Origin of the sequence: Actinophytocola sp., from assembly GCF_050699915.1 — a bacterium.
Classification (GTDB): Bacteria; Actinomycetota; Actinomycetes; order Mycobacteriales; family Pseudonocardiaceae; genus Actinophytocola.
In genome coordinates, this window is record NZ_JBOHGA010000170.1 from 1 (window position 1) to 14292 (window position 14292).

Sequence of the window (14292 nt, forward strand, 5' to 3'; positions counted from 1 at the left end):
ACGTCGACCAGCTCCTCGCCGGCGATGACGACCTCGGCGCCGGCCGCCTCGAGGTCGGCGCGGCGGCTCTTCGGCGCGGCCTCGGTGGTCAGCACGATCGGCGGCACGCGGGTGTCGGCGACCAGCGGTGTCTGCGGTCCGATCGAGCAGCGGCCGCTCACCACGGCGATCGGCGGGATGTCGGACAGGCCCAGCCGGTCGCGGCGCTCGGCGCGCAGCTCGGTCCGCCTGACGCCCCGGTAGCCCTCGACGGTCGCGGTGCCGGCGCCGACCAGCACGACGTCGGCCAGGTCGCGGCCGAGGGCGAAGATTTTCTTGTCCGCGGGACTGGACAGGCCGCGGGACCGTCCGGAGGCGGTGGCCGCGCCGTCCGTGCTGCTCACGAAGTTGACCTGAACCCAGGGGCGGTCGAGCGCGGGTGGGTAGGCGTAGAGCTCTTCGAGCTCGCGATCGCTCAGCTCGGCGGTGTCCGTGCCAAGCGGCAGGAGGTGCATCGACTCATCTCAGCACGCCGCACGGGCGGCCGCGCGCTCAGTGGTGCTTGCCGTTGCGGTGCTGGTTGACCAGCGCCCACACGGAAACGGCCTGGCTCGACTCGTCCGCGCGGGATCGTCGCGCGATCGGCGGTTCGGCCCGGCCGGCACCGGCCTCGAGCTCCTGGCGGATCTGGTCGTAGATCGGAGTGTCGGTCAACGCCAATCCCTTCCGGTCGCAGCAGCCCACGTAGCGCCACGCAGCGTACCGCCTCGACTTCGTCGTGGTACAGCGCCACCCCTTACCAGGGAACGGAAAACCGTTCGCGCAGACCGCCCCCGTGCCGGACGATTCGTGGAATGGGCGCGGGATTCCTCGAGGCGATCGACCTCGGCCACCGACTCGACGACGGCCGTGAGCTCTTCGGCGACGTGTCGTTCCGGGTGGGCGCCGGTCAGGTGGTCGCGCTCGTCGGCGCGAACGGCGCGGGCAAGACGACGTTGCTGCGCATGCTCGCGGGCGAGCTCGCGCCGCGCACCGGTGGGATGACCGTGCAGGGCGGGCTCGGCGTGATGCCGCAGTTCATCGGCTCGGTGCGCGACGACCGGACCGTCCGCGACCTGCTGCTGGCCGTCGCGCCGCCGGCGCTGCGGGCCGCCGCCGAGGCCCTCGACGCCGCCGAGCTGGCGATGATGGAGACCGACGACGAGCCGACCCAGCTGCGGTACGCGAACGCGCTGCACGGCTGGGGCGAGGCGGGTGGGTACGACGCCGAGGTGCTGTGGGACACCGTCACGGTCGCCGCGCTCGGCGTGCCGTTCGACCGGGCGCGGTTCCGCGAGGTGGCGACGCTGTCCGGCGGGGAGCAGAAGCGACTGGTGCTGGAGGCGCTGCTGACCGGCGGCGAGGAGGTGTTGCTGCTCGACGAGCCGGACAACTACCTCGACGTGCCGGGCAAGCGCTGGCTCGAGGGCCGGCTCGCCGAGTGCGCGAAGGCGGTGCTGCTGGTCAGCCACGACCGGGAGCTGCTCGCGTCGGTGGCCACCCACGTGGTGGCGCTCGAGGGCGGCACGACCTGGACGCACGGCGGCGGTTTCGCCACGTGGCACGAGGCGCGGCTGGCGCGCTGGGACCGGATGGCGGAGCTGCGCCGGCGGTGGGACGAGGAGCGCGCCAAGCTGGTCGAGCTCGTCCGGACGTTGCAGCAGCAGGCGATGATCAGCGACTCGATGGCCGCGCGGTACAAGGCGGCGCAGACGCGGCTGCGGAAGTTCGAGGAGGCGGGCGCGCCGCCGCTGCCGCCTCGGGAGCAGTCGGTGCGGCCGCGGTTGCGGGGCGGGCGGACCGGGCTGCGTGCGATCACGTGTGAGTCGTTGGAGCTGACGGGCCTGATGAAGCCGTTCGACCTGGAGGTGTTCTTCGCCGACCGGGTGTGCGTGCTCGGGTCGAACGGGTCGGGCAAGAGCCACTTCCTGCGACTGCTGGCCGGCGAGCCGGTCGCGGTCGGCGGGTCGTGGCGGCTGGGTGCGCGGGTGGTGCCGGGGCTGTTCGCGCAGACGCACCGGCATCCGGAGTGGACCGGCCGCACGCTGACCGACATCCTCTGGCACGGCGACGGCCTGCGTTCCGGTATGGACGAGGGCCGCGCGTCGGCGGTGCTGTCCCGGTACGGCCTGGCGCCGGCCCGCGAGCAGCGGTTCGAGACGCTGTCGGGTGGGCAGCAGGCGCGTTTCCAGATCCTGCTGCTGGAGCTGTCCGGGGCGACGCTGCTGCTGCTCGACGAGCCGACGGACAACTTGGACCTGACGTCGGCGGAGGCGCTGCAGGACGCGCTGGAGTCGTTCGAGGGCACGGTGGTGGCGGTGACCCACGACCGGTGGTTCGCGCGGTCCTTCGACCGGTACCTGATCTTCCGTGCGGACGGCACCGTGGCCGAGTCGGACACCCCGGTGTGGGACGAAGGCCGGGTGCAGCGCACGCGCTAGCCGATAGGCTGCATCGGTGGCGTGGCGCGAGCGGAGTGCGACGGTAGCCACGTCAGTGGTCAGCGGTCTGCTCGTCGCGGCGGTCGTTAAAGCGTCGAACAGCGGCATCGCCGACGGCGTCGTGATCTTGTGGTTCGCGCTGGCGACGGTCGGGGCCGGGGTGCTGGCCTGGGTGACGGGCGTCTTGATACGGCGTCGCCGCCGCTCCTCCCGGGTGTTCCTGATGACCTCCGCGTTCAGCCAGAAGTACTACCTGGCCGATCTCGTGCAGCAGGTGCACAAGTTCCTCGACCGTGATGGTCTCGACATGGTGCTCAAAGTTCCCGCAGTCGACTACGACGCCATCGCTCAGTCACACAACTTGGATCGCATCGCCGCCAGAAGCCGGGACTATCTCGGGGGGATCATCATCGCGGCCGAGATGAAGCGCCTCCACAAGGATCTGGTCAGGTTCTGCCACCGGTCGGCGTTGCCGGTCGTGTTCACCGACCTCGAACCGTTCGACGGGGCCGAGGACTACCCGGAGAACGCCGCGTTCGTCGGATACGACACCGGTCAGCTCGGGGAGATGGCCGGGCGCTGGCTCCTGCCGCGGCTGAAGAACATTGACCGCCCGAACGTCCTCGTCATCGCCAGCGCCGATCACGAGGCCCGGCAGCAGCGATGCATGGAGGTACTGAAAAACGACCGGCCCGAAATCAACATCCCGCCGCCGAAACAATGCGCCTTCAGCCGCTCCCTCGCCCACGACGCGGTTCGTGCGCACCTCGGCGACATCGGTCCCACGCAGCGTCTGGACGCGATCTTCTGCACCAACGACGAAATGGCGCTGGGTGCCGTCGACGCCCTGACCCCGTCCACGGCCGCGACTCAGGACACGGTGGTGATCGGCATCGACGGGACAACAGAGGCCAAGGCCCTCATCGACAGTAGGAAGAGTCCGCTCCGCGCGACGATCGTCCAGGATGCGGAACGCCTCGCCGGCAACGTCGTCGGCGTGCTCCAGAAGCTGCGCGACGGCGACAAGGTGCCGAGGCGCACCACCCTGCCCGCCAGGGTCTACGAGGCCTGAGCGCTACACCGTCACGATGTCGGCGATCGTGTCGATGCCGTGGTCCAGGTCCTCCTGGGAGATGACCAGCGGGGGCGCCACGCGCAGCGTCGTGTCGTGGGTTTCCTTGCACAGCACGCCGCGGGCCATCAGGGTCTCGCTCAGCTCCCTCGCGTGCCGGCCCGGGGCGACCTCGACGCCGGCCCACAGGCCGCGCCCGCGGACCTCCGCCACGCCTCGGCCGACCAGCTCGCCGAGCCTGCGGTGCAGGTGCTCGCCCAGCACTCGCGACCGCTCCTGGAACTCGCCCGTGGACAGCAGGCGGATGACCGCCCGGCCGACGGCGCAGGCCAGCGGGTTGCCGCCGAACGTCGAGCCGTGCTCGCCCGGGCGCAGCACGCCCAGCACGTCCCGCCGCCCGACCACCGCGGACACCGGCATGATGCCGCCGCCCAGCGCCTTGCCCAGCGTGTACAGGTCCGCCCGCACGCCCTCGTGCTCCGACGCGAACAGCGTGCCGGTCCGCGCGAGACCCGACTGGATCTCGTCCGCGATCAGCAGCACGCCGCGGTCGTCGCACAGCTGGCGGACCTCGCGCAGGTAGCCGGCCGGCGGCACGAGCACCCCGGCCTCGCCCTGCACCGGCTCGACCAGGATCGCCGCCGTGCACGGCGTGATCGCGGCCTCGAGCGCCTGCGCGTCGCCGTACTTCACCACCTGGAAGCCAGGCGTGTACGGCCCGAAGTCGTTGCGCGCCACCGAGTCCGTCGAGAACGAGATGATCGTCGTGGTCCGGCCGTGGAAGTTCGAGCCGGCCACGATGATCTCCGCGGTCTCGTCCGGCACGCCCTTGACCTGGTACGCCCACTTGCGGGCGACCTTGATCGCGGACTCGACCGCCTCGGCACCCGAGTTCATCGGCAGCACCATCTCGGTACCGGTGAGCTCGGCCAGCTCGCGGCAGAACAACCCCAGCTGGTCGTGGTGGAACGCGCGGCTGGTCAGCGTCACCCGCCCCAGCTGCTCGACCGCCGCGGCGACCAGCGCCGGATGGCGGTGGCCGAAGTTCAGCGCCGAGTACCCGGCCAGGAAGTCCAGGTACCTCTTGCCGGCCACGTCCGTCACCCACGCGCCTTCGGCCTCGGCGATCACCACGGGCAGCGGGTGGTAGTTGTGCGTGCTCCACGCCTCGTCGAGCGCGATCAGAGCGGCGGCATTCGTCGGCATACGGACAGGCTAAGGCCCCGCCGCGATGGTTTCATCCGCAGACCATTGCGCGGAGCGTGCCATCGTTGCGCGATTCGCGCCGAACACGACCGATCGTTGTCAGGCGGTGAGCTTTGGGATGATTTCGTTGCCGTAGGCGGCCAGGGTCTGCTCCTTCGCGTCGTGCATGAGGTAGATGGCGAACTGGTCGACGCCCAGCTCGGCCAGTTCGGTGAGCCGGTCGACGTGCGACGACGCCGGGCCGAGCAGGCAGAACCGGTCGACGATCTCGTCCGGCACGAAGTCGGTCGACGGGTTGCCGGCCTTGCCGTGGTGGGCGTAGTCGTAGCCCTCCCGGCCGCGGATGTACTCGGTCAGCTCGTGCGGCACCGGGCCGGACTCGCCGTAGCGCGCGACCAGGTCGGCCACGTGGTTGCCGACCATGCCGCCGAACCAGCGCAGCTGGTCGCGCTGGTGGGCCAGGTCGTCACCCACGTAGGCCGGTGCGGCCACGCACATGGTGATCCCGCCGGGGTCGCGCCCGGCCTCACGGGCCGCGGCGCGGACCGACTCCACGGTCCAGCGGGTAATCGCGGGATCGGCCGTCTGCAGGATGAACCCGTCGGCGTGCTCGCCGACCAGCTTGAGCGCCTTCGGCCCGTAGGCGGCCATCCAGATCTCCAGCCGCCCGTCGCGTACCCACGGGATCCGCACCGGTCCCCCATGGTGTTCGACCTCCCGTCCCTCGGCCAGCTCCCGGATCACGTGCATGGAATCACGGAGCACTGACAAACTCGCGGGCTTCTGGCCGATGACCCGCCGCGCCGAGTCGCCGCGACCGATCCCGCACACCGTGCGGTTGCCGAACATGTCGTTCAGCGTTGCGAACAGCGATGCTGTGATCGACCAGTCGCGTGTAGACGGGTTTGTCACCATCGGGCCGACGACCAGCGACTCGGTCTGGGCGAGGATCTGCGAGTAGATGACGAACGGCTCCTGCCACAGCACCGCCGAGTCGAAGGTCCAGCCATAGCTGAATCCCAGCCCCTCGGCGGACTTCATCAGCCGGACGACCTCGCTCGCCGGCGGGTCCGTCTGCAGTACAACACCGAAGTCCATCGTGGACCCTCCGAATCAGACCAGGTACTGCGACAGGTCGCGGGACAGGAACTTGCCGTGGCCTTCGCGGCCGTGGAACGCGCCGCCGGCGATCACCACCGAGCCGCGGGAGAGCACGGTCTCCACCCGGCCGGTGATCGACATGCCCTCGTAGGCCGAGTAGTCCACGTTCATGTGGTGCGTCTCGACGGACAGCGTCTGCTGCGCCGCCGGGTCGTACACCACGATGTCCGCGTCCGCGCCCGGCGCGATGACGCCCTTGCGCGGGTAGAGGCCGAACATCCGGGCCGGCGTCGCCGAGCACACCTCGACCCAGCGTGCGAGCGAGATCTCGCCGGCGACCACGCCCTGGTGCAGCAGGTCCATCCGGTGTTCGACTCCCGGCATCCCGTTCGGGATCTTGGAGAAGTCGCCGCGGCCCATCTCCTTCTGGTCCACGAAGCAGAACGGGCAGTGGTCGGTCGACACCACCGACAGGTCGTTGGTGCGCAGGCCCCGCCACAGGTCGGCCTGGTGGTCGCGCGGCCGCAGCGGCGGCGACGCGACGTACTTCGACCCCTCGAAGTCCGGCTTCGCGAGGTCCTCGATGGACAGGTACAGGTACTGCGGGCAGGTCTCGGCGAACACGTTCTGCCCGGTGTTGCGCGCGGCGGCCACCGCCTCCAGCGCGTGCCGCGCCGACAGGTGCACGATGTAGAGCGGCGCGCCGGTGACCTTCGCGAGCTGGATGGCCCGCGACGTCGCCTCGCCCTCGAGCTCCGGCGGCCGGGTGAGGCCGTGCTCGACCGGGTCGGTCCGCCCCGACGCGATGGCCTGCGCGACCAGCTCGTCGATCGCGATGCCGTTCTCCGCGTGCATCATGATCATCGAGCCGGTCTCGGTGGCCTTCTGCATCGCGCGCAGGATCTCGCCGTCGGTCGCGTAGAACACGCCGGGGTAGGCCATGAACATCTTGAAGCTGTTCACGCCCGCGTCGATGCAGGACTCCATCTCCTTCAGCGACTGGTCGTTGACGTCGGAGACGATCATGTGGAACCCGTAGTCGACCGCGCAGTGGTCGTCGGCCTTCTCGTGCCACTTGTCCAGTGTGGACAGCAGCGAGGTGCCCTTGGCCTGCACGGCGAAGTCGATGATCGTCGTCGTGCCGCCCCACGCGGCGGCCGTCGTGCCGGTGGCGAACGTGTCGGCCGAGGACGTGCCGCCGAAGGGCATCTCCATGTGCGTGTGGGCGTCGATGCCGCCCGGCAGCACGTAGCGGCCCTCCGCCTCGATCACCTCGTCGGCCGTGTCGAACACGCCCGGCGCGGTCACCGCGGCGATCGTCTCGCCGTCGACGAGCACGTCGGCGGCGACCGCACCACCGGCGTTGACCACCGTCCCGTTCCGGATCAGGGTGCGCATCGGCCTCACGCCCCGGTCAGGGAGTCGTAGGTGTCCGGGCGGCGGTCGCGGTAGAACTGCCACAGGTCGCGGACCTCGGTCAGCACGCCCATGTCCAGGTCCCGGACCACGACCTCGTCCTCGGTGTCCGACGCCGCGTCGCCCATGAGCTGCCCGCGCGGGTCGGCGAAGTAGGTCTGACCGTAGAAGTCGTTGTCACCCAGGGGCTCCACGCCGACCCGGTTGATCGCGCCGACGAAGTACTCGTTGGCCACCGCGGCCGCCGGCTGCTCGAGCCGCCACAGGTACTGCGAGAGCCCGCGGCTGGTGGCCGACGGGTTGAACACGATCCGCGCGCCGCCCAGCCCCAGCGCTCGCCAGCCCTCGGGGAAGTGGCGCTCGTAGCAGATGTAGACGCCGATCTTGCCGACCGCGGTGTCGAACACCGGGTAGCCGAGGTTGCCGGGCCGGAAGTAGAACTTCTCCCAGAAGCCCTTCACCTGCGGGATGTGGTTCTTGCGGTGCTTGCCGAGGTAGGTGCCGTCGGCGTCGATCACCGCGGCGGTGTTGTAGTAGACGCCCGGCTGCTCCTGCTCGTACATCGGCACGACCAGCACCATGTTGTGCTGGTCGGCCAGCTCGCACATGAGCTGCGTGGTCGGGCCGTCGGGGATCTGCTCGGTGTAGGAGTAGTAGTCCGCGTCCTGCACCTGGCAGAAGTACGGACCGTAGAACAGCTCCTGGAGGCACAACACCTGGGCACCCTGCGAGGCAGCCGTACCGATGTGGGTGACCGCGTTCGCGATCATCGACTCCTTGTCCCCGGTCCAACGCTGTTGGACCAGGGCGGCCCTGACGATCTCAGACACTTACTTCTCCCTCTTGGACGCGAGTGGGTGTGCTCTCCGGGCGCTGCTGCGTGATCGACAACGCCCAGTAAACCGCGAACGACACGACCAGGCCCACCAACCAGCTGTAGTCGTAGAAGTCCTGGAGGAACGGGATCATGCCGTCGGCCGGGAACGGTCCGCCGTAGGCGCCGCCGACCGCGACCACCGCGCCGACGACCGTGGCCACCAGGGCGCGCCAGTTCCAACCGGCGGAGAACCAGTAGCGGCCGGTGTCGGTGTAGAGGTCGACGAGTTCGAGCTGGGTGCGGTACTGGAACCAGTACCCGGCGACCAGCACCCCGGCCACGGCCGCGAGCACGCCGCCGTAGAAGCCCAGCCAGGCGAAGATGTAGATATTCGGGTCGGAGATCAGGTTCCACGGCATGATCACCACGCCGACGACGCCGGTGATCAGGCCGCCGACCCGGAAGCTGATCTTCTTCGGGGCGGCGTTGGAGAAGTCGTAGGACGGGCTCACGACGTTGGCCGCGAGGTTGCACGACACGGTGGCGAGCACGAGCGCGATCAGGGCCACCACTACGACCACGGGGTTGGAGAACTCGGCGGCCAGCAGCGCCGGGTCCCAGATCGGGTTGCCGTCCTCGCCCGGCCCGTAGACCACCAGGCCACCCGACGTGGTCAGGATCGCCACGATCGCGATGAACGTCATCGTGGTCGGCAGGCCGAGGATCTGGCCGCGCACCTGCTTTTTCTGGCTGCCGCCGAACCGGGTGAAGTCCGGCATGTTCAGCGACAGTGTCGCCCAGAACGCGATCATCGCCATCAGCGACGGCGCGAACACCTTCCAGAACTCGGGGCCCCAGCCCAGCCGCGACGGCTGGTCGAGGATCGGGCCGAGCCCGCCGGCCTGGATCAGTACGTAGACCATCAGGATCAGGAACCCGACCGACACCAGCGGCGCGGTCCAGTTCTCGAAGCGGCGCACGGCGTCCATGCCGCGCCAGATGATCGCCATCTGGATCACCCAGAAGAGCAGGAACGACAGCCACATCGTCCACGGCTTGCCGGCGATCGCGGCCGCGTCCGTCCAGCCGGAGCCGACCAGCTTGCCCATGATCACGTACAGGGCGACGCCGCCGATCCAGGTCTGGATGCCGAACCAGCCGCAGGCGACGAACGCCCGCAGCAGCGCCGCGAGGTTGGCCCCGCGCACGCCGAAGAACGCCCGCGCGAACACCGGGTAGGGGATTCCGTACTTGGTCCCCGAGTGGCTGTTGAGCAGCAGCGGGACGAGCACGATCAGGTTGCCGAGGACGATCGTCATCAGCGCCTGGACCCAGTCCATGCCGAGGGCGATCAGCGATGCGGCGAGCGTGTAGCTGGGGATGTTGTGGGCCATCCCCATCCAGAGCGCGAAGTAGTTGTACGTGGTCCAGGTGCGCTTCTCGACCGGCACCGGAGCGAGCTCGTCGTTGTAGTAGCGGCTGTCGCGGATGGGGGCGTGGTCGTCGAGATCGACCCGGCCGTCCGAGAGAGTGCTCTGCGCCATCCCGGCATGGTGGGCGCCTCGCCGGGTGCCGAGGCAGTGTCACTGTGTACATCGTTGACGGACACGGTGGACACTCTGCCAATTGCGCGTCGTCGCCGCTCGTGCCCGGTCACGTCCAAGCTACGGCCAGGTCACGGGCGGTGCGACACACCTCCGATGTCGGACAGCACGATCCGGTCCCGGGCGCGTGGTGGCGCCGACAGGTCGATCTCCACCAGGACCAGGTGATGATCGGAGAAGGTTTCGATGATGCGGCGCTCGCAGTTGTCCGGCGCCCAGCTCAGCGCGACGTCGTCGAGCGAGAGGCCGGTGCTCGTCGTCTCGGTGTCCGGTGTGCAGAAGCTCCAGCTGCCCCGGCTGTACTCCTTCGCGGCGTCGGCGCGGCCCGTCTGGTTGTAGTCGCCGGCGAGGATCGTCGGCTCGTCCACCCCGTCCACGACGTCCCACAGCTCGCGCCACATCTTGTCGACGTAGCCGTCCTGGTCGTCGATGCCGAACTCGAAGAACGGGAACAGGTGCAGCGAGTAGACGTTGACGGCGACGTCCGGGGTGAGCTGGATCCGTGCGCCGACGAGCCCCTTGTCGTGCAGCTCCCACGCCTGGCCACGCACGTTGGCGCGAAGGCCGGGGTTGCTCAACGTTCGAGTCCCGAAGAACTCCAACACCGGAAAACGCGCGGCGATGCCGACTCCCAGCTGTGCCCGTTCGTCCAGATGTGACGGCGACAGCGGTGACCCGACGAAGTGACTCAGCCCCGCGGCGTCGAGCTCCTCGCGCAGCTGTGCGTCCGCTTCCCCGTCGTAGAAGTGAACCTCCTGGAGGCAGAGGATGTCGGTACGAGCCTTCGATACCGTCTCGTACACCGCGCCGTCGTCCGCGACACGTGAGTCGTGGTGACGTTGTCGGCCGAGAATGTTCCACGTACCGATTCTCAGTTTTCGAAGTCTCACGGTATCTCCTCTTGCGCCGCGTGGTAGAGCGTCCCCAAGAACTCATCGCTCGCGTGCGCGCGAATGGCGTCCATCAGAGAGTTGTCGGCCTTGTCTCGTAACATGGAGCGAATTCCGCCGTCGGCGCTGATGCGGATCGCGTACGGTCCCTCTTGGTGGTCCTTCAAACTGTTGGGGAAGCGTCCGTGCTTCAACGCCTCGAACGAGATCTTCAGCCCGTCGAGATGGACGCCGAACTCGACCTTCGGATACAGCTGGCTGGCGAACTGGCCTCCTATCCGGGCCAGGATGTCAACGGTGGCTTCGGGGGATGGGCAGCCGTTGCGCGAGAAGCAGGCGATCAGTGCAGCTCTCATCGTCTGTGAGAAGAAGTGGTAGTACTCCTCGAACTCTGGGAAGTCGTCGTGTGCGATGAGGGTGAAGAACCTCACTTCGTCCACCCGATGTGCTCTGGCGAAGCTGATGAGGTGGTCGATCTCGTTGAGATTTCCGATGTTGGCCTGCTCGGAGTGGAAGACGGGAATGTTGAGTTTGAGGGGTCTCAGGTCGGCGTCGCGGGCGCTGTCGATGCTGGAGGTAATTCTACGGAGAAGTGTGGCGTCGGGTGCAATAAATCGCTCGAAAGTGTTCTGCGTCATCGTGCTCAAACTGACGGTGATGCGATCCAGGCCCGCTTCGGCGAGCGGTTCGGCCAGTCGTGGCAACAAGGTTCCGTTGGTTGTCATCGAAAGGTCGAACGTGTTGTCCCGACGGACAGAATTGAGCCGTTCGACGAGATCGACGATTGTCGATCTGCCGTCCGGTGATCGGTACAAGAGCGGTTCGCCACCGGTCAGCTTGACGCTCCTGGTGCCATGCCTCGCCGCCACCCGCACGAGCCGGGTCAAGGTCTCCGGGTCCAGAGCGGTGACCTTTCCCCGGGAGATCGGGCCTTGGCCCTCGTTGTGGCAGAAGAAGCAGGAGAGGTTGCATCGGTCGACCAGCGACACGCGCAGCTTCCGCTGCACGTCCTGCCGGTCCTGCAGACGTATCCAGATGTGTCCGGGAAGCTCGCGTGTCAGCGATGTCACCTGTTGCGGTCACCCCCTGTCGGGATGTTTGCCTCGAACCGCGCGATCGCGGCGCGTCCGGCTTCGGTGATCTCACCCGAGTCGAGGATCTTCTCTGCGCGGTCCCACAGGACGTCGAAGAAGTCCCGGACCACGTAGACGAGGTCCTTTCTCTTGATGTGAACCGCCCAGTCGAGGCTGTGCGGGGTCCGAGTGGAAGCGAACGAGATCGACGCGCCCCGGCTGTCCACGATCAACAGTTCGGGCATGAGATGGTCGGCCACGCCGAAATAGGCCCGGATGGAATGGTTGGTGCGGCCTTCGTACCGGTGCAGCAGTAGCTTGAGCCGTTCGGCGTCGGCGGCCGAGCTGACGTTCCAGATTCTCCGGACGTCGGCCCCTTCGTCCACGATCGCCTGCTCGAGCTCCTGGCGGAAGTTCGTCCGGTTCGAGAGATCTTCGTTCGGTGGCCAGCGGCCGAATCTCGTGGACCGGATTATCCTGCTGCTGGCGTCCACCCGCCGGCGGCTTGCCAGGAGCGCGACGTTCGACTTGGTGGCCTGGCGCCTACCTCGAACGACCGAAGCGCGTTTGCTCGTGACGTAGACGAATCCGGCCGTCCCTATTCCCCCGGCGGCGATCAAGAGGATCAACCAGGCGGGAACCCTGATCTCCGCGGCGAGCCCCTCGCCCTCCGTTGCTCGCAGCACGAAAATCACCGAGAGCGCGGAGAAAACCACGAGCAACTGCCATATGAGGTTGGCGGTCAGGTTCAGCGCCACGTTGCGCATGTCTTGCTTCAACTGACCGTCAGAGCCCATGCCCGCTCCTCACCCCAGTGCTGCCCCCGCGCAGCTGTTGTCCAGCATACGCGGAGAGTTACAAGAAACCTGGAGTATTTCAGTTTCAAGCTGGCAAACATCGATGCTGGCCATGAATTGTCCAGTCCGGTCGGCGACAATTACGCCGGTCGGATGAAAATGCGCGATTGATCAAGAAAGCTGGTTCAGCAGCCAGCGGGGACCGGCGACCTCGGCGCCTTCGGCGACGCACCTGCGGCGCAGTTCACGGTCCGCCGTGACCACCACGCACACCGCGTCCGGACCCACCAGCGACGCCGTGGTCGCCACGATCTCGTCGTCGCCGTCGGCCTTCGCGGATACCACTCGCACCGAGGTGTCGCCGGCGCCGATGTCGCGGGCCTTGCCCTCGACGACCAGGACTTTCTCCGGGTACGCCACGTCGAACGGGCCCAGTCCCGTCACGCCGTCGACGGCCGCCACCTCGTCGCGCAGCCGCGCGGCGGCGCCGGCCCGGTCGCGCCACCAGCCGTCCGCCCGGGAGCCCATCACGTTGGCCGCGTCGACCACGAGCACCGGCCAGCGCAGGCACTCCCGCAGTCGCGGCCAGGCGTTCGCGAACGGGGCGAACAGGTTGTGCCCCGCCACGTCCTCGACCGGCACCCACGCGGCATCGCGGCTCTCCCACGACGCCGGCCGCACGTCGAGCAGCGTGGGCACCGTGGCGAGCACCGTGTCATAGCGCCAGCCGCCGTGGTCCTCGTGCATCAGTGCCCGCACGGTGACCTCGCCAGCGTCCAGAGTGGACTCCTCGGCCGTCTCCCGCAGCGCAGCGGCGATCGGCTCCTCGTCGCGGTTGCGAGCCCCGCCGAACACTCCCCACGTGCCCCCGCCGATGGTCATCTTCGCCCGGTGCTGCAGCAGCACGTGCCCGTCGTGGTAGGCGAGCAGGCCCGCCGCGCCGTAGCGACCCCAGTGCGTGTGCCCCTGCTCGCAACGCACGAACCGGTCACCATCTCCCCATGTCACGCGCTGCCTCCTGGTCGCTCCGCCCCTGGTGCATCATCCGGCATGCCACCGACAGCCCCGTCAGCCGATGTCGCTGACCAGCAGCGCCACGTGCAGCGACAGCACCGACTCGGGGTCGTCCAGCGACACGCCCAGCACCTGCTCGACCCGCGCGAGCTGCTGGTAGTACGCCGTGCGGGACATGTGCGCGGCACTCGCCGCGGCGGACTTGTTGCCGCCGTGTTCGCAGAAGTGCCGCAGCGCCTCGATGAGCCGACTGGAGTGCGCGGCGTCGCGGGCCAGCAGCGGGCCGAGCTCGCGCTCGGCGAACGCCGTCACCCGGTCGTCGTCGGCCAGCAGGTGCAGCAGTCCGCGCAGGCGCACGTCGTCGAGGCGGTGGAAGAGCGGGCCGGCGGGGGAGCGCAGCGCCGCCTTCGCCACGTGAGCCGCCTCGGCCAGGCTGCGCCGCGCGTCGGACACCGACTCCACGGTCGTCCCCACGGCCAGCACGACCGGCAGCGCGCGCGCCGAGGCCGCCGCGGCCTGGTGGATCTCCTTCGCCAGCCGCCGCACGATCGTGGCCGCGTCGGCCTGCGGGGTCAGCGAGAGCAGCGCGCGCACGGAGATGTCGTCGACCACGCCCACCAGCGCCGCGACCCGGGCCCGACGCGCGGCCAGCGCGGTCGCCTCGGCCAGGTCGCGCAGCACCTCCTGGGTGGCCATCGTCGGCGAGGGGTTCGTCGCGGCCACCGCCGAGGGCCGCACCGAGACGCCGACCAACCGCCGGCGCTGCAGCGGAACCCCGAGCGCGGCCGAGCGCGCGGTCAGGTCCGCCGGCGTCGTCGCGGACGAGAGCAGCTCGGTCAGCAG

At 68.9% G+C, this 14292-nt stretch carries 14 protein-coding genes; 2 read left to right on the forward strand and 12 right to left on the reverse strand.

Annotated features, from left to right (window positions below; all coding sequences use genetic code 11):
• The coding region (locus tag ACRDSK_RS24665) for a dihydrofolate reductase family protein (protein WP_431443622.1) at positions 1-494 on the reverse strand (494 nt) is incomplete at its 3' end.
• Between the two features lie 37 nt (positions 495-531).
• Positions 532-693, reverse strand: a complete 162-nt coding sequence (locus ACRDSK_RS24670; protein ID WP_431443623.1) for a hypothetical protein — start codon at positions 691-693, stop codon at positions 532-534.
• Positions 694-833: 140 nt separating this feature from the next.
• Here ACRDSK_RS24670 and ACRDSK_RS24675 point away from each other — a divergent pair, with 140 nt between their 5' ends.
• Complete coding sequence (locus tag ACRDSK_RS24675; RefSeq protein ID WP_431443624.1) at positions 834-2459, forward strand: ABC-F family ATP-binding cassette domain-containing protein; 1626 nt, start codon at positions 834-836, stop codon at positions 2457-2459.
• Between the two features lie 16 nt (positions 2460-2475).
• A complete protein-coding gene (locus ACRDSK_RS24680; RefSeq protein ID WP_431443625.1) occupies positions 2476-3531 on the forward strand; it encodes a sugar ABC transporter substrate-binding protein in 1056 nt (351 codons plus the stop codon).
• Between the two features lie 3 nt (positions 3532-3534).
• On the opposite strand, the gene rocD is transcribed toward ACRDSK_RS24680, so the two are convergent.
• The 10 genes from rocD to ACRDSK_RS24730 form a co-directional block, all read right to left on the reverse strand.
• Positions 3535-4737, reverse strand: a complete 1203-nt coding sequence (gene rocD / locus ACRDSK_RS24685) for an ornithine--oxo-acid transaminase (protein WP_431443626.1) — start codon at positions 4735-4737, stop codon at positions 3535-3537.
• 99 nt (positions 4738-4836) lie between these two features.
• The gene (locus ACRDSK_RS24690; protein WP_431443627.1) at positions 4837-5835 is read right to left on the reverse strand and encodes a TIGR03842 family LLM class F420-dependent oxidoreductase; all 999 of its coding nucleotides are present in this window, start codon (positions 5833-5835) and stop codon (positions 4837-4839) included.
• A gap of 15 nt (positions 5836-5850) precedes the next feature.
• Positions 5851-7236, reverse strand: a complete 1386-nt coding sequence (hydA, locus tag ACRDSK_RS24695) for a dihydropyrimidinase (protein ID WP_431443628.1) — start codon at positions 7234-7236, stop codon at positions 5851-5853.
• A 5-nt stretch (positions 7237-7241) separates the two neighbouring features.
• On the reverse strand, positions 7242-8084 hold the full coding sequence (locus ACRDSK_RS24700; RefSeq protein ID WP_431443629.1) for a nitrilase-related carbon-nitrogen hydrolase: 843 nt from the start codon (positions 8082-8084) through the stop codon (positions 7242-7244).
• Positions 8077-9615 carry an NCS1 family nucleobase:cation symporter-1 gene (locus tag ACRDSK_RS24705; RefSeq protein WP_431443630.1) on the reverse strand — a complete coding sequence of 513 codons (1539 nt, stop codon included), beginning with the start codon at positions 9613-9615 and terminating at the stop codon, positions 8077-8079. The genes ACRDSK_RS24700 and ACRDSK_RS24705 overlap by 8 nt, the downstream gene beginning before the upstream one ends.
• Positions 9616-9746: 131 nt before the next feature.
• Positions 9747-10565, reverse strand: coding sequence for an endonuclease/exonuclease/phosphatase family protein (locus tag ACRDSK_RS24710; protein WP_431443631.1), 819 nt, complete (start codon positions 10563-10565; stop codon positions 9747-9749).
• A complete protein-coding gene (locus ACRDSK_RS24715) occupies positions 10562-11635 on the reverse strand; it encodes a radical SAM protein (protein WP_431443632.1) in 1074 nt (357 codons plus the stop codon). Before ACRDSK_RS24715 ends, ACRDSK_RS24710 begins: the two co-directional genes overlap by 4 nt.
• Positions 11632-12435: a hypothetical protein gene (locus tag ACRDSK_RS24720; protein ID WP_431443633.1), complete on the reverse strand. Its 804-nt coding sequence runs from the start codon at positions 12433-12435 to the stop codon at positions 11632-11634. The genes ACRDSK_RS24715 and ACRDSK_RS24720 overlap by 4 nt, the downstream gene beginning before the upstream one ends.
• A 171-nt stretch (positions 12436-12606) precedes the next feature.
• Entirely contained in the window at positions 12607-13443 is an 837-nt protein-coding gene (locus ACRDSK_RS24725) for an NUDIX domain-containing protein (RefSeq protein ID WP_431443634.1), read from the reverse strand.
• A gap of 60 nt (positions 13444-13503) precedes the next feature.
• Positions 13504-14292: helix-turn-helix domain-containing protein (locus tag ACRDSK_RS24730; RefSeq protein WP_431443635.1), on the reverse strand; the 789-nt coding region annotated here is incomplete at its 5' end.

Excerpts from the sequence above, each read along its gene's own strand:
- ACRDSK_RS24675 (WP_431443624.1), top strand. The coding sequence starts at position 834 with ATGGGCGCGGGATTCCTCGAGGCGATCGACCTCGGCCACCGACTCGAC.
- rocD (WP_431443626.1), bottom strand. The coding sequence starts at position 4,737 with ATGCCGACGAATGCCGCCGCTCTGATCGCGCTCGACGAGGCGTGGAGC.
- ACRDSK_RS24690 (WP_431443627.1), bottom strand. The coding sequence starts at position 5,835 with ATGGACTTCGGTGTTGTACTGCAGACGGACCCGCCGGCGAGCGAGGTC.
- hydA (WP_431443628.1), bottom strand. The coding sequence starts at position 7,236 with ATGCGCACCCTGATCCGGAACGGGACGGTGGTCAACGCCGGTGGTGCG.
- ACRDSK_RS24705 (WP_431443630.1), bottom strand. The coding sequence starts at position 9,615 with ATGGCGCAGAGCACTCTCTCGGACGGCCGGGTCGATCTCGACGACCAC.
- ACRDSK_RS24720 (WP_431443633.1), bottom strand. The coding sequence starts at position 12,435 with ATGGGCTCTGACGGTCAGTTGAAGCAAGACATGCGCAACGTGGCGCTG.